This is a genomic window from Kribbella sp. NPDC054772, assembly GCF_053611945.1.
Window position 1 is genome coordinate 1 of sequence record NZ_JBSHBJ010000020.1, and the last position, 14,510, is coordinate 14,510.

The 14,510-nt window shown below is 69.6% G+C and carries 13 protein-coding genes and 1 tRNA gene; 1 reads left to right on the forward strand and 13 read right to left on the reverse strand.

Annotation, left to right across the window (positions count from 1 at the left end):
- Positions 1 to 39: 39 nt before the first annotated feature.
- The 13 genes from rpmE to ACWGID_RS26675 all read right to left on the reverse strand — a co-directional run bounded on the left by rpmE (position 40) and on the right by ACWGID_RS26675 (position 13,825).
- The gene (rpmE, locus tag ACWGID_RS26615) at positions 40 to 246 is read right to left on the reverse strand and encodes a 50S ribosomal protein L31 (protein WP_387777964.1); all 207 of its coding nucleotides are present in this window, start codon (positions 244 to 246) and stop codon (positions 40 to 42) included.
- 108 nt (positions 247 to 354) lie between these two features.
- Positions 355 to 2,775, reverse strand: a complete 2,421-nt coding sequence (locus tag ACWGID_RS26620; protein WP_452200971.1) for a glutaminyl-peptide cyclotransferase — start codon at positions 2,773 to 2,775, stop codon at positions 355 to 357.
- A gap of 144 nt (positions 2,776 to 2,919) precedes the next feature.
- Positions 2,920 to 5,052: a transcription termination factor Rho gene (gene rho, locus ACWGID_RS26625; protein WP_452200973.1), complete on the reverse strand. Its 2,133-nt coding sequence runs from the start codon at positions 5,050 to 5,052 to the stop codon at positions 2,920 to 2,922.
- A gap of 326 nt (positions 5,053 to 5,378) precedes the next feature.
- Complete coding sequence (gene thrB, locus ACWGID_RS26630) at positions 5,379 to 6,338, reverse strand: homoserine kinase (RefSeq protein WP_452200975.1); 960 nt, start codon at positions 6,336 to 6,338, stop codon at positions 5,379 to 5,381.
- Between the two features lies 1 nt (position 6,339).
- Positions 6,340 to 7,404 (reverse strand): threonine synthase, encoded by a 1,065-nt coding sequence (gene thrC / locus ACWGID_RS26635; protein WP_452200977.1) that lies wholly within the window; start codon positions 7,402 to 7,404, stop codon positions 6,340 to 6,342.
- Positions 7,405 to 7,408: 4 nt separating this feature from the next.
- On the reverse strand, positions 7,409 to 8,713 hold the full coding sequence (locus ACWGID_RS26640) for a homoserine dehydrogenase (RefSeq protein WP_452200979.1): 1,305 nt from the start codon (positions 8,711 to 8,713) through the stop codon (positions 7,409 to 7,411).
- Positions 8,710 to 10,116 (reverse strand): diaminopimelate decarboxylase, encoded by a 1,407-nt coding sequence (lysA, locus tag ACWGID_RS26645; protein ID WP_452200981.1) that lies wholly within the window; start codon positions 10,114 to 10,116, stop codon positions 8,710 to 8,712. Before lysA ends, ACWGID_RS26640 begins: the two co-directional genes overlap by 4 nt.
- A complete protein-coding gene (argS, locus tag ACWGID_RS26650) occupies positions 10,113 to 11,771 on the reverse strand; it encodes an arginine--tRNA ligase (protein WP_452200983.1) in 1,659 nt (552 codons plus the stop codon). The genes lysA and argS overlap by 4 nt, the downstream gene beginning before the upstream one ends.
- Before the next feature lie 98 nt (positions 11,772 to 11,869).
- Positions 11,870 to 12,289 carry a PIN domain-containing protein gene (locus ACWGID_RS26655; protein ID WP_452200985.1) on the reverse strand — a complete coding sequence of 140 codons (420 nt, stop codon included), beginning with the start codon at positions 12,287 to 12,289 and terminating at the stop codon, positions 11,870 to 11,872.
- A 10-nt stretch (positions 12,290 to 12,299) separates the two neighbouring features.
- Positions 12,300 to 12,545, reverse strand: coding sequence for a FitA-like ribbon-helix-helix domain-containing protein (locus ACWGID_RS26660; RefSeq protein ID WP_452200986.1), 246 nt, complete (start codon positions 12,543 to 12,545; stop codon positions 12,300 to 12,302).
- A gap of 56 nt (positions 12,546 to 12,601) precedes the next feature.
- The gene (locus ACWGID_RS26665) at positions 12,602 to 13,129 is read right to left on the reverse strand and encodes a hypothetical protein (RefSeq protein WP_452200988.1); all 528 of its coding nucleotides are present in this window, start codon (positions 13,127 to 13,129) and stop codon (positions 12,602 to 12,604) included.
- A gap of 46 nt (positions 13,130 to 13,175) precedes the next feature.
- Complete coding sequence (locus ACWGID_RS26670) at positions 13,176 to 13,361, reverse strand: PspC domain-containing protein (RefSeq protein ID WP_452200990.1); 186 nt, start codon at positions 13,359 to 13,361, stop codon at positions 13,176 to 13,178.
- A gap of 41 nt (positions 13,362 to 13,402) precedes the next feature.
- The gene (locus ACWGID_RS26675; protein WP_452200991.1) at positions 13,403 to 13,825 is read right to left on the reverse strand and encodes a hypothetical protein; all 423 of its coding nucleotides are present in this window, start codon (positions 13,823 to 13,825) and stop codon (positions 13,403 to 13,405) included.
- A 443-nt stretch (positions 13,826 to 14,268) separates the two neighbouring features.
- Between ACWGID_RS26675 and ACWGID_RS26680 the strand changes: the two genes are divergently transcribed.
- Positions 14,269 to 14,340, forward strand: a tRNA-Arg gene (locus ACWGID_RS26680).
- The last annotated feature ends 170 nt before the right edge of the window (positions 14,341 to 14,510 follow it).

Genomic DNA, 14,510 nt, shown 5'->3' on the forward strand with positions numbered 1-14,510 from the left:
GGTTCCGCAGGGATGCGGAACCGGCGCGCGGCGAGACAGCTACTTCTTCGCGTACCGCTTCTCGAAGCGGGCGACCCGGCCACCGGTGTCGAGAATCTTCTGCTTACCGGTGTAGAACGGGTGGCACTGCGAGCACACGTCGGCGTGGATCACGCCGTTCTCCGCGGTCGAGCGGGTGGTGAACGTCGCGCCGCAGGTGCAGGTCACCTGGGTCTCCACGTACGTCGGGTGGATGTCGCTCTTCAAGACAGTCTCCTAGGATCAGGTGCCCCGGGTCGTCCGCACGGTGCGAGCGTGAACCGGAACCAGCCATCTAGTGTGCCACGACCCGTCGATCCGCCGGAAATCCGGCCCTCAGCGGCCACCTTCCTCGGCCGCCTCCGACCCGCTCGCCGGGGCGCCCCGCGGCGCCGGCATCGGGCTGTCCGCGCCCTTCACGCTCTTCCAGATCGCCTCGTTGAGCACCTGCTCGGGCGCCTTGTCGGCCTGCGTGAAGTCCATCCGGCCCGATTCCGCGGCCAGCGGCGCGGCCGCGGTGTTCTTCTCGTCGAGCGACTGCGCCGGCGTCCGGGCGTCGTACGGCGCGAAGTTCGGCGTCCCGGTGAAACTCGCCGTCATCGGGGTGGCGGCGGCGTCGAACTGGGTGAGCGGCCCGATCCCGGCGATCAGCTCCATCGTCCGCATCATCGCGACCGTGCTGTACATCGTCGAGTCGACCTTGCCGGTCTGCGTGTACGGGCTGATCACCAGCGCGACCGTGCGGTGCGCGTCCACGTGGTCGGGCCCGTTCTGGGCGTCGTCCTCGGTGACGAAGATCGCGGTGTCCTTCCAGTGCTCGCTGTGTGACACCGCGTCCACGATCCGGCCGAGGGCCAGGTCGTTGTCGGCCACCGCGGCCTTCGGCGTCGGCTTGCCGACCGACGTACCGAACGTGTGGTCGTTGCCGAGCCGGACGAACTGCATGGCCGGCAGCGTGGTCGAGGCGTTGAACTCCTTGACCCACTCGTCGACGCGGGTGTTGTCCCGGATGTCGCCGTTCTGCGCGGCGTAGTTCGGGTCGGTGTGCGCGGACAGCCGCGGCTCGGTCGCGAACACCTTCGCGGGCAGCGGACCGCCGGCCCACATGCCGTAGTTGCGGTACGAGATGCCCGCGTCGTCGAGCCGGTCCCAGATCCGCGAGTCGCCGGTGAGCTTGCCCGGGTCGGTCGCCTGGTTGGTGTAGACGTCGTCGCCACGGCCCCGACTGCTGTACGCGACCGGCCAGAGGTGCTCGTTGTACGCGTTCGACTCCGACGCGGTCGCCCACTCCCAGCCGTCGGACGAGACCGCTCCGTCGGCGTAGAAGTTGTCGAGCGTCACGAACTGGCGGGCGAGCTGCCGGTGGTTCGGCGCCGAGCTGTCGTCGAACAGGTTCAGCGACGGGTCGCCATTGCCCTTGCCAAGCGAGCCGAACACCTGGTCGTAGGTGCGGTTCTCCTTGACGACATAGATGACGTGCTTGATCGGACTCGGGTCACCGGGTCGCGCCGGCACCACGTTGGCCGGCCCGTTCGGGTGCCCGGCGCCGTTGAAGCCGTCGTTCTCGCGCACCTGCTTCGTGTAGTGCGCCAACTCGTCCCGACTCGGTACGGCGATCCTCGACAGCGTGCCCATGATCATCGAGCCGACGTACTGCGAGTAGTCGACGACCGGGTTCGTCGGCTGCGGACCGCCCGGGTTCGGACCGGCGCCGAGGCCCTTCGCGTTCGTGACGAGCAGCCGGTGCCGGTCCTTCGTGACGGTCACCGTGGTCGGGTACCACCCGGTCGGGATCAGGCCGGTGACGTGGTTGGTCGCGAGGTTCACCACCGCGACGTCGTTGTTCCCCGCGTTGGCGACGTACAAGGTCGTGCCGTCGATCGCCAGTCCTTGCGGGCTCGAGCCGACCGGCGCGTGCTGGTACGGCGCGAGCTCGACGGTTCTCGTGACGGCATCGGTGGCCGGGTCGATGCCGATCACCTTGTCGGCGTCCGTGACCGCGACGAGCATCTCGCCGGTGGCCGGGTCGCGCAGGATCGCGGTCGGGTGGCTGCCGACAGTGAGGGTCTTGCGGACCGTCAGCGTCGCGGTGTCGACGGCCGAGACCGTGTTCGTCCCCCAGTTCGAGACGTACGCCGTCCTGCCGTCCGCCGTGAGGCCGACGGTGAAGGGGTTCGGGCCGGTCGCGACCTTGCCGAGCACCGCCCCGGTCGCGGTGTTGATCGCGGACAACGCGGCGTTGCCGTTGCCGGCGACGTACAGCTTGCTGCCGTCGGCGCTGAGCGTGAGACCGGCCGGGAACGTGCCCTTCGGCAGCGTGATCGGGGTGGTCTCGGTGAGCAGGCCGTTCGCCTGGGTGTAGACGCGGATCTTGTCGTTGCCGCCGGCGGCCGCGTAGAGCATGCTGCCGTCCGGGCTCCAGGCCAGGCCGATGAACAGGGCCTGCGGGCTCACGTACGGCAGCGTCTGGACGACCTTGCCAGTGGCGGCCTCGACGAGCGAGAGGCTTTGCGTCCGGGTGCCGTCGTTGCTGATCGCGAGGTACTTGCCGTCCGGGCTGAGTGCCGAGCCGAACGGCTTCTCGCCGAGCTTGGTCTGGTCGCCGGCCGGGGTGACCCGCCAGCCGTAGGTGGTGATCGCGGAGCCGTCCGGCCGCGGACCGGCCTGCTTGCCGCCGGTCACGTTCGCGGCCGCGACCCCGGTCGCCGCTACCAGCGCGATCCCGAGGACCGCTGCCAGTCGCCATCGTGTGCGCATTCCCACTCCCGCCGAAGTCTGTCGAAACTTGACGGGGTGGAGCATTCCTCCGGGAAGAAACCTTCGATGAGGTCGAGATGAACCCTGAGGACAGTTTTTCTCAGCTAGCTGAGGTCTCCCTCAGCTAGCTGAGAACCGACGATGTCAGTTGCCGTTGTCGGTGCTGTGACCGGCCGTCGTCGACGGGGTGGTCTTGTTCACCTGGAGCAGGAACTCGATGTTCGACTTGCTCTCCTTGAGCTTGCCGATCAGCAGCTCCAGGGCGGCCTGGCCGTCGAGCGCGGACAGCACCCGGCGGAGCTTCCAGACGACCTGGGTCTCGTCCTTGGACATCAGCAGTTCCTCGCGGCGGGTGCCGGAGGCGACCACGTCGATGGCCGGGAAGATCCGCCGGTCGGCGAACTCGCGGCGCAGCCGGAGCTCCATGTTGCCGGTGCCCTTGAACTCCTCGAAGATCACCTCGTCCATCTTCGAGCCGGTCTCGATCAGCGCGGTCGCGAGGATGGTCAGCGAGCCGCCGTCCTCGATGTTCCGGGCCGCACCGAAGAACCGCTTCGGCGGGTACAGCGCCGACGAGTCGACACCACCGGACAGGATCCGGCCGCTGGCCGGGGCCGCGATGTTGTACGCGCGGCCGAGCCGGGTGATCGAGTCCAGCAGTACGACGACGTCGTGGCCGAGCTCGACGAGCCGCTTCGCCCGCTCGATCGCCAGCTCCGCGACCGTGGTGTGGTCGTCGGCCGGCCGGTCGAAGGTCGAGGCGATGACCTCGCCCTTGACCGTGCGCTGCATGTCGGTGACCTCTTCGGGCCGCTCGTCCACCAGCACGACCATCAGGTGTACTTCGGGGTTGTTCGTGGTGATCGCGTTCGCGAGCGCCTGCAGCACCATCGTCTTACCGGCCTTCGGCGGCGAGACGATCAGACCACGCTGCCCCTTGCCGATCGGGCTGACGATGTCGACGATCCGGGTGGTCAGGATGCCCGGCTCGGTCTCCAGGCGGAGCCGCTCGGTCGCGTACAGCGGGGTGAGCTTGTTGAAGTCCTGCCGCTGCTTGGCGATCTCCGGGTCCGCACCGTTGACGGTGTCGATCCGGACCAGCGGGTTGAACTTCTCCTTGCGCTCGCCGTCCTGCGGCTGCTTCACCGCACCGGTGATCGCGTCACCCTTGCGGAGGCCGTAGCGCTTCACCATCGAGAGCGCGACGTACACGTCGTTCGGGCCGGGCAGGTAGCCGCTGGTCCGGACGAAGGCGTAGTTGTCGAGCACGTCGAGGATGCCGGCCGCGGGGACCAGGACGTCGTCCTCGCTGATCGTCGGCTCGGCGTCGTAGCGCTCGCCGCGGCCGCGGTTGCGGGTGCTGGTGTCGCGGGGGCTGCTGCTCTGGCTGCCGTCGCGGTTGCGGTCCCGGTCGCGGCCCCGGCGGCGCCGGCGACGACCCTCGCCGTCCTCGCCCCGATCCGCGTTCCGGTCCGAGTTCCGATCCGTGTTGCGGTCGGAGTTCCGATCGGCGTTGCGGTCGTTCTGGTCCTGGCGGTTCCGCTGGTTGTCGCCGCGGTTGTCCCGGCTCTCGCGGTTGTCCCGGCTCTCGCGGTTGTCCCGGTTGCCGTCACGCTGACCGTCGCGGTTGTTGTCGCGGCTCCGGTCGCGGTTCTGGTTGCCGTCGCGGTTGCCGTCGCGGTTGTTGTCCCGGCTCCGGTCGCGGCTGCGGCCCTGGTTCTCGCCGCGGTCGTCGGCGCGCTCCTCGGTACGGACCTCGGCCCGCTCGGTGGCGCCGTTCTGCGCGGCGGTGTCCGGCTGTGTCTCCCGCACCACGGGCGCCTCGACGGCGGCCTCGGCGGCGACACCGTTCCGGCCCGGGTTCCGCGGAGCTTCCTCGGCCGGCTCCGGCTGTACGTCCTTCTGGGCCGCGGCGCGGGTCCGGCGACTGCCTCCCTCGCGCTTGGCCGGCGTCTCGGCGCTCTTCGGCGCGGACACCTCGGCGGCCTCGTCGAGCGTCGGCTGCGTCACCTTCGCCCGGGAACCGCCGGTGGAGCCGCCCGCGGAACCGGTGGAACCACCGGTCTGAGCGGCCTTGATCGCCTCGATCAGCTGGCCCTTGCGCAGCGCGCCGGTGCCTTTGATGCCGAGCGTCCCGGCGAGCTGCTTGAGCTCGGGGAGCAGCATGCCCTCGAGGCCGCCTCCGGCTTTCCGGCGACGCGTCGTGGTGGTGGCCACGGCGTCGGTACCCGGGGCCGACGTACCGGCTCCGCTGGAGGCTTCAACAGTTTCTGTCACGTGAGGTCCTTCCCACACGGATCGTCGATGTCCGACAGGCTCATCGACCAATGTCATTCCGCCCACGACCGCACAACGGGCACGCGGGGTATCAAGAGGCTCTCGCTAGATCTGAGTCCCCCAGGACATCTCCGACGCAGGCGGCGCAAGGTCACATCCACAGGAGGGTCGCCACACAACACAGGGTGCCGGGAGCACAGCCCGGATCGTGGCGAGAGCACACCGATCACCTGGAGGGGATCGGGTGAGTCGAGACTAGCACCACTGCGGGTCCTCTGCCTGTCTCACCCACTGCAACGCGTGTCAGCACCGGACCATTCCCCGAGCTACCCGGCCTCCATCGACCAGACCTGTACACCGACTGGATCGATCCCCAGTTCGTACTTCGCCCAGCCGTCCGGCGGCTCCGGCGTACCACGGAAAAACGACCCGTGACCTGCACTCTTCTCAACATGACCACCCAGTACGGCGACCGTCGGGCCGGCCCCGCTGATGATCGCGGCCAGACCACTTCCGCGCAGTTTGTGGACCAGCGCGAGACTCTCCGGCATCGCCGGTTCGCGGTACTCCTGGTGCAGTCGGTCCTCGGTCGCGGTCAGCAGCAACTCGGGCCGCCCGGTCAGCGCGGCGACGAGCAATGCGGCCTTGCCGGCGTTCGCCGCGGCGTCGGTGTGGGAAACAACGCCCGGCAGCAACCCGCGCGCCTGTTTGGTGAGCACGCGATTGTCAGGTACGTAAGCGACCGCGTCGATTCCGTCCGCCGGCTCCAACCTGACCGCCCGGCCCGTATCGCCTTCCGTCCAAGCGATCGTGAACCCTCCGAGGGCGGCCGCCGCGACGTTGTCCGGATGCCCTTCGATCTCGTTCGCCAGGACGACGAGCCGCTCGCGATCGAGCGGTTCGCCGGCCAGTGCGAACGCCGCGGCCAGCCCGCCGACGATCGCCGCCGACGACGATCCGAGACCCCGCCCGTGCGGAATCCGGTTCTCGCAGCGCAAGGTGAAGCCCGGCACCGAAGCACCCAGCGCCTCGAGCCCCGCGTGGATCGACCGCACCACCAGATGCGTCTCGTCGAGCGGTACGTCGGCTTCGCCCTCGCCACTCACCGAGACGGTGACCCCGGACCCACCCGGGGTGACGACGAGATCGTCGTACAGGGTCAGGGCGAGGCCGAAGGCGTCGAAGCCGGGGCCGAGGTTCGCGCTCGTGGCGGGCACCCGGACCCGCACCTGGTCGCAAGGCCGCCGGTTGCTGCCGGACTCCGGCTCCGGCTTCGGGTCGCCCATCTCAGCTCAGACCGGCGACGCGGGCGACGGCATCGGTGTCGGCCGCGGTGACCGGCGGCTCCTCGATGGCGGCGTGGTCGAGCGCGGTGTCGATGTCCTTCAGGCCATGACCGGTGACCGTGATCACCACGGTCGAGCCGCCCGGCAGCCAGCCTTCGGCCTTCGCGTGCAGCAGACCCGCGACCCCGGCCGCCGAGGCGGGCTCGACGAAGACGCCTTCGCGGGCCGCGAGCTCACGCTGCGCGGCCAGGATCTGCTCGTCGGTGACCATCTCGATCCGGCCGCCGGACTCGTCCCGGGCTGCCTCGGCGAGCGTCCAGGACGCCGGGTTGCCGACCCGGATCGCGGTGGCCGCGGTGTCCGGCTTCTCGACGATCGCGCCGCGCACGATCGGCGCCGCGCCGGCCGCCTGGAAACCCCACATCCGCGGGGTCCGGGTGGCGAGCTTGTCCTTGGCGTACTCCTGGTAGCCCTTCCAGTAGGCCGCGATGTTGCCCGCGTTGCCGACCGGCAGCAGATGCAGGTCCGGGGCGTCGCCGAGCGCGTCGCAGACCTCGAAGGAGGCGGTCTTCTGGCCCTCGAGGCGGACCGGGTTGACCGAGTTCACCAGGGCGACCGGGTAGTTCTTGCCGAGCTCACGGACGATCCGCAGGCAGTCGTCGAAGCCGCCGTCGATCTGCACCAGCTTGGCGCCGTGCACGATCGCCTGCGCCAGCTTGCCCTTCGCGATCCGGCCCGCCGGGATCACCACCAGCGGCAGCATCCCGGCCCGGACGGCGTACGCCGCCGCCGAGGCCGACGTGTTGCCGGTCGAGGCGCAGACCACCGCCTTGTCACCGGCCTGCGCGGCCAGCGAGATCGCGACCGTCATCCCGCGGTCCTTGAACGAGCCGGTCGGGTTGTTGCCCTCGACCTTCAGCCAGACCTCGCACCCGCTCTGCTCGCTCAGCCACTGCGCGGCCACCAGCGGCGTCCCGCCCTCGCCGAGCGTGACCACCGGCGTGTCCGCCGAAACGGGAAGCCGGTCTCTGTACTCCTCGATCACGCCACGCCACTGGTGCACCATTGACCTACTCGCCTTCTACCCGCATCACACTGCTGACTTCACGGACGATGTCCATGTCCCGCAAGGACTCCACGGTCGCGGACAACGCGGCGTCGGTCGCGGTGTGGGTGACCACCACCAGTTGCGCGTCGCTGCCCCGGCCCTCTTGGCGGACGGTCTGGATCGACACGTCGTGCTCGGAGAAGGCATGGGCCACCGCCGCCAGCACACCGGCCTTGTCGGCCACGTCCAGCGACACGTGGTAGCGGGTCATCGCGTCGCCCATCGGCCGGACGGCCCGCTGGGTGTACGACGACTCGCCGACCCCCGGCACACCCTTGAGCCGGTTGCGCGCGGCGGACACCAGATCCCCGAGGACTGCACTGGCCGTCGGGGCGCCGCCGGCACCACGACCATAGAACATCAGGCGTCCAGCTGCCTTGCTTTCCACGAAAACGGCGTTGTACGCGTCCCGAACACTGGCCAACGGGTGGGTGACCGGGATCATCGCCGGGTACACCCGGGCGCTCACCGAGTCGGTCGCCTCGTCCAGCTCGCAGATCGCCAGCGACTTCACCACGCAGCCCATCTCGCGGGCCGACGCGATGTCGGTCGCGGACACCTCGGTGATGCCTTCGCGGTGTACGTCGGCGATCGAGACCCGGGTGTGGAACGCGAGGCTGGCCAGCAGCGCCGCCTTCGCCGCCGCGTCGAACCCCTCGATGTCTGCGGTCGGATCCGCCTCGGCGTACCCGAGGGCCTGGGCTTCTTCGAGCGCCTCGTCGAAGCCGGCGCCGGTGGTGTCCATCTTGTCGAGGATGTAGTTCGTGGTGCCGTTGACGATGCCCATCACCCGGATCACGTCGTCACCGGCGAGCGACTCGCGCAGCGGCCGCAGGATCGGGATCGCGCCGGCCACGGCGGCCTCGAAGTACAGGTCGCGCTGGTACTTCTCCGCGGCCGCGAACAATGTCGGGCCGTCCTCGGCGAGCAGTGCCTTGTTGGCCGTGACGACCGAGGCGCCGTGCTCGAGCGCGGTCAGGATCAGGCCGCGGGCCGGCTCCAGGCCGCCGATCACCTCGATCACCAGGTCCAGGTCGCCGCGCGAGACCAGCGCCTGGGCGTCGGTGGTGATCAGGTCCGGGTCGACGGCGATATCGCGCGCACGTCCGGGCCGGCGTACGGCGATGCCGGCGATCTCCAGCCGGGCGCCGACGCGGGCCGCTAGATGGTCCGCCTGCTCGGTCAGGATCCGCACCACCTCGGTGCCGACCACGCCACAACCGAGCAGGCCCACCTTGAGAGGTTTGTCGTCCTTCACAGCGTTCATTCGGCGGCCCCCATGTCGAGGAGAAGCAGGTCGTCTTCGGTCTCACGGCGGACGACGACACGCGTCCGGCCGTCCTTGACCGCGATCACCGGTGGCCGCGGTACGTGGTTGTAGTTGCTCGCCATCGACCGGCAGTACGCACCGGTCCCGGGGACGGCGAGCAGGTCGCCCGGCTGCACGTCCGACGGCAGGAACTCGTCCTTCACGATGATGTCCCCGGCCTCGCAGTGCTTGCCGACGACCCGGGCGAGCGTCGGCTCGGCGTCGGAGTACCGGTTGACGAGCGTGCAGGAATAGTCGGCGTCGTACAGCGCGGTGCGGATGTTGTCGCTCATCCCGCCGTCGACCGACACGTACGTCCGGGAGGCGCCGGCGTCCAGCTCGACCTCCTTGACCGTGCCGACCGAGTAGACCGTGCACACCGCCGGACCAACGATCGCGCGCCCCGGCTCGATCGAGACCCTGGGCACCTCGACGCCGAAGGCCCGGCACTCGTGCTCGACGATCTTGCCCATCTCGGTGGCCAGCTGCGCCGGGTCGGACGGGTCGTCCTGGGTGGTGTAGGCGATCCCGAAACCGCCGCCCAGGTCGAGCTCGGGCATGTCGACGCCGAGCTCGTCGGAAACCCTTGCGTGCAAGGCGATCACGCGCTTGGCCGCGACCTCGAACCCGGACGAGTCGAAGATCTGCGAGCCGATGTGCGAGTGCAGGCCGAGCAGCTCCAGCTCCGGCGCTTCGTTGACCCGGGCAACGGCTTCGAAGGCCGCGCCGGAGGTGATCGAGAAGCCGAACTTCTGGTCCTCGTGCGCGGTCGCGATGTACTCGTGGGTGTGTGCCTCGACGCCCGCCGTCACGCGGATCATCACCGGCGCGGTGGTCCCACGCTCGCCGGCCAGCTCGATCAGCCGGGAGATCTCGTACTGCGAGTCGACGATGATTCGGCCGACACCGGCGTCCAGCGCCCGGGCCAGCTCGGACTCGGACTTGTTGTTGCCGTGGAAACCGAGCCGCTTCGGGTCCGCGCCCGCGCGCAACGCGACGGCCAGCTCACCGCCGCTGCAGATGTCGAGGTTCAGCCCCTCCTCGAGCACCCAGCGGACGACCGTCGTACAGAGGAAGGCCTTGCCGGCGTAGTAGACGTCGAAGTCCTTGAAGGCGTGCTTGAACGCGCGCGCCCGGGCCCGGAAGTCGTCCTCGTCCAGCACGTACGCCGGGCTGCCGTGCTCGGCGACCAGGTCGCGCAGGTCGACATCGCCGACGGTCAGCGAACCCTCGGCGGACTTCTTCGCCGTGGACGACCACAGCTGCGGGACCAGGTCGTTGACGTCGTGCGGGGTCAGCAGCCAGGCCGGGACGCGGTTCCCGTTCTGGGCGTGCAGGGCGCCCGCCTCGTGCGCCCTCACATCCGCTCCGGTGCGGAGACGCCGAGCAGGTCGAGCCCGTTGGCGAGCACGGTCCGGGTCGCGGAGACCAGGGTCAGGCGAGCCTTGTGCACCGGCTCCACCTCCTCGTCGCCGCGCGGCAGCACGCGGCAGCTGTCGTAGAACTTGTGGAACGCCGACGCGGTGTCCTCGAGGTACCGCGCGATCCGGTGCGGCTCCCGCAGCTCGGCGGCGGTGGCGACCACCCGCGGGAACTCGGCGAGCGCGCGGAGCAGGTCGCCCTCCCGCTCGTGGCTGAGCAGGCCCGGGTCGAACTCGTCCAGCTTGATGCCGAGCTCGTCGGCGTTGCGCAGGATCGAGGCCAGGCGGGCGTGCGCGTACTGCACGTAGAACACCGGGTTCTCGCTGGCCTGGCGGGTCATCTCCTCGATGTCCAGGGTCAGCGGGGAGTCGGCCGGGTAGCGGCAGAGCGTGTAGCGCAGCGCGTCGACGCCGCCCTCCTCGACCAGCTCGGCGAGCGTGACGATGGTGCCGGCCCGCTTGGACAGCCGCATCTCCGCGCCGCCCTTGAGGATCTTCACCAGCTGGCCGATCAGGATCTCGATGTTGTGCTCGGGGTCGTCGCCGGCGCAGGCCGCGATCGCCTTCAGCCGGTTCACGTAGCCGTGGTGGTCGGCGCCGAGCAGGTAGACGCAGGTCTCGAAACCACGCTCGCGCTTGTTCACGTAGTACGCCGCGTCGGAAGCGAAGTACGTCGGCTCGCCGTTCGACCGGATCAGCACGCGGTCCTTGTCGTCGGTGAAGTCCGTCGTCCGCATCCAGAGCGCGTCGTCGGCCTCGTACAGGTGGCCCTGGTCGCGGAGCTTCTGGATCGCGTGCGGTACGCCGTCCTGCTCGTGCAGGCTGCGCTCGGAGAACCAGACGTCGAACTTGGTCCGGAAGTGCTCGAGCTGCTCCTGCTGCTCCTTGAGCTGCCGCTCGTACCCCGCCTCGCGGAAGGCGATCACCTGCTCGTCGGCGGGCAGCTCGGTGATCCCGGGCACCTCGGCGACGATCCGCTGCGCCAGGTCGCCGATGTACTCACCGTGGTAGCCGTCCTCGGGGATCGGCTCACCGTGCGCCGCGGCCTGCAGGCTGGCACCGAACTTGTCCATCTGGTTGCCGCGGTCGTTGATGTAGAACTCGCGGGTGACGCTCGCGCCGGCCGCGGCCAGCACCCGGGCCAGCGCGTCACCGACGGCGGCCCAGCGGGTATGGCCGAGGTGCAGCGGGCCGGTCGGGTTCGCCGAGATGAACTCGAGGTTGATCGTCCGGCCCTGCAGGCTGTCGGTGGTCCCGTACGCCGGGCCCGCGTCCAGGATCGCCTGCGCGACCTTGCCCTGGGCATCCGCCGCGACCCGCAGGTTGATGAACCCCGGCCCGGCGATGTCCACCGCGGTGATCGCCTCGTCGTCGCGGAGCCGGGCGGCGAGCAGCTCGGCGAACTGCCGCGGATTCAGCCCGGCGCGCTTGCCGAGCTGCATCGCGACGTTGGTGGCGTAGTCCCCGTGCTCGGGGTTCTTGGGGCGTTCGACCTTCAGCTCGCGCGGCAGCCCGCCCTCGACGGTGATGGTGCCGTCGTCGGCGAGCGCGGCCAGGGCCTGGAGGATCTTCGCAGCGAGCTGTTCCGGAGTCACCGGCTCAGCCTAATGGGCCCCCGCCCAAACCCTTGACTCACCATCCACAGCCCGGTACGCCGGGCTGCGCCCAGGCCGTCCCCACCCCACCGCCCCGGTCAGGCCCAGGGATTGATCAACTCGACGCCGGTCCGCGCGAAGTCGGCCGTGTTCCTGGTCGCGAGCGGAGCTTGCTCCACCAAGCAGATCGCGGCGATCTGCGCGTCCAGCGGCTCGATCGGCAGACCGGCCCGGCGCCGGTCACGCATCACCACCGAATAGGCCATCGCGGCTTCCGCCGTGAACGACAGGATCTCGTCCTCGACGAAGGCGGAAGCGAAGGGCGCGTCCGCGGCCTCCCGCACCTGCGTGCGCCTCCGGCCGCCCGGCATCCGCTCGATACCGGTATGGATCTCGGCGACGGTAATCGCCGTGGTGCGGAACTCCGCACCCAGATTGTCGCGGGTCCAGTGCCACACGGCCGCGTCCGGAACCTGCTTCATCAGCTCCGAGACGACATTGGTGTCCAGAACGATCATCAGTCGAAGTTCAGTCGAAGTTCACTGCCGCACGATGCCCACCGGTGCGCGGCGGAATGTCCAGTTCGACCCCGCCGATCGCCGCGCAGCGCTCGTGCAGCGCCAGGAGCCAGTTCTTGGGCTCGTCCTGCTCAGCCACGGCGGCCATCAGGATCGCGCGCACCTCGGCCTCCATCGATCGCCCGTGTTCGGCCGCGCGAACCCGCAGCCGGTGCTTCACGTCGTCGTCCAGGCTCCGCACGGTGATCGCCGCCATACCGGGCCTCCTTTGCCTTCGGTGCTAGCAAAAACCGTAGCACTGATTGCACGGGGTCAGTGACGAGCGGTGATCGAGATGTGGCTGTTGCGCACCAGTGGGGTGTCCCAGGGGGCTGGTTTTCCGTCGATGGTGACTTTCAGGGTGGTGCAGGCGTCAGCGAGGCAAGTGGCGTCGTACCGGATGCCCCAGAGGGTGAAGAACTGGGCGAGCGTGGGGCGCTCGGCGGCGGTCTTGGCCTCGACCCAGACCACGCCGTCGGTGGTGTGGGTGTGGATGGCGGCCTGCTCGGCGCGGAGGCGGTCGATGCCGATCCCGGCCGGTACCTGTACCGGCTTGCCGTCGACGGTGACCGCGATGTTCAGCGTGTACGGCGACGGGCCGGAGAAGTCCAGCGGGAGCCGCTCGAACCCGGCCTTGTCGATGTAGGAGACCGCGTCCCGGGGCGCGTCCCAGGGTGGCGCACCGGTCCGGAGATCAGCCGCCGCGGGCGGCGCCGGGCCGACCTGGCAGCCACCGACCACACCGCTCGCGAGGAGCAGGGCCGCCGTCCAGGCCGCCCGGCGCCACGTACCTGCTCTCATGGAGAGCCAGGTTGCCACGTGCCGCCCGGACGGCCGACCGCCGGGGTCAGCGCTCCGACGGCATGATGATCCAGAGCGCGATGTAGATCAGGAACTGCGGGCCGGGCAGCAGGCAGCTGACCACGAAGATCAGTCGCATCGTGTTGGCCGAGATACCGAACCGGCGAGCGAGTCCGGAGCAGACACCGCCGATCCAGCGATCGTGAGACGGGCGGACCAGAGAGCTAGCCATGAGAAGTACCTGTTTCCTTTCCGCTGTTGGGCTTACGTCCACTATGACGGCGCGCGCCACGGAACCGATCCCGCCGCACCGGGGTTCCAGGGTTCACTCAGGGTGATCCTGGAACGGGTCCTCAGCGCTGGAAGCGGTACGTCTTGTTGTCGATTCCCACCGCAGACACCCGGCGACATCACGACCACCCGGAGCGTCTCGTCGTACTCGGAGTAGTCGACCCCCTCAACCTCGAACTGCCCCGAGCAGACACTCCGGAGCGGGAGCTGCCCAGCGACGTGACGTGGCCGGTGACGTCGCTGGGGCCGACCGGCCGGGTCGGTGGCGGCCACCCCGGGCATCGGCAGGACGAGCAGGCGGTCCATCGTGCCCCACTCCCCCGTCACCATCCACTGCACGTCCGGCGAGACGGCAGCGAAGCTGTTGTTGTTGTTGTTCGCCTCCCACGACTCGAGCGCGTGCACGCCTGGATGGGGCAGCTAGCACCAGAACGAGAGAGATCCCCGGTTTGCGCGTCCCAGGTTTCTACTGCCGTGTCGAGGAAGGTGAGGTCGTGTCGGGGTGTCGGTGGTGGCGTGGGGAGTTGTGCTGGTCGTTGTGGGTAGGTAGTGCTCCGCGGTCGTGGCGGGCGGCTGGAAAGGGGCGGGGTTGGGGAGAATTGCGGCCCGATTCCGGCGCAAGATCCTCCCCACACCCGCGCCTTGGATCTGCGGGGCACGCGCCCGGGGTGGTTCACCCCTGACGTCGTCCCTGAACGCCGCGCATGCAGGCGGCAGAGGGGCGACTTCAGAGGTGAACCACTCGACGTTGACAACCTCAACGTTGCTTGACGAGGCACCAGCACGCCGACGGTCACCCCAATTCGGGGATTCGATGAACTTCCTGCTACTGTTCAGCACGTTCCTGAGCCCCCGTAGCTCAGGGGATAGAGCACCGCCCTCCGGAGGCGGGTGCGCAGGTTCGAATCCTGCCGGGGGCGCGACCGATCTGGCCGATCTCTGTGCGCGGAAAGCGCGCACGTGGATCGGCCGCTGTGTTTTCTGGGGGTGCAACCCCCAGAACCCGCCCGGCGGGGCTTCGCCCCCCCCCCCCCCGGACCCCCCTTGGGCGTGGTGGCGCGGGGATGTGGTGTCGGGGGGTCGGCGTGGT

Excerpts from the sequence above, each read along its gene's own strand:
- ACWGID_RS26620 (WP_452200971.1), bottom strand. The coding sequence starts at position 2,775 with ATGCGCACACGATGGCGACTGGCAGCGGTCCTCGGGATCGCGCTGGTA.
- thrB (WP_452200975.1), bottom strand. The coding sequence starts at position 6,338 with ATGGGCGACCCGAAGCCGGAGCCGGAGTCCGGCAGCAACCGGCGGCCT.
- thrC (WP_452200977.1), bottom strand. The coding sequence starts at position 7,404 with ATGGTGCACCAGTGGCGTGGCGTGATCGAGGAGTACAGAGACCGGCTT.
- ACWGID_RS26640 (WP_452200979.1), bottom strand. The coding sequence starts at position 8,713 with ATGAACGCTGTGAAGGACGACAAACCTCTCAAGGTGGGCCTGCTCGGT.
- ACWGID_RS26655 (WP_452200985.1), bottom strand. The coding sequence starts at position 12,289 with ATGATCGTTCTGGACACCAATGTCGTCTCGGAGCTGATGAAGCAGGTT.
- ACWGID_RS26660 (WP_452200986.1), bottom strand. The coding sequence starts at position 12,545 with ATGGCGGCGATCACCGTGCGGAGCCTGGACGACGACGTGAAGCACCGG.
- ACWGID_RS26665 (WP_452200988.1), bottom strand. The coding sequence starts at position 13,129 with ATGAGAGCAGGTACGTGGCGCCGGGCGGCCTGGACGGCGGCCCTGCTC.
- ACWGID_RS26670 (WP_452200990.1), bottom strand. The coding sequence starts at position 13,361 with ATGGCTAGCTCTCTGGTCCGCCCGTCTCACGATCGCTGGATCGGCGGT.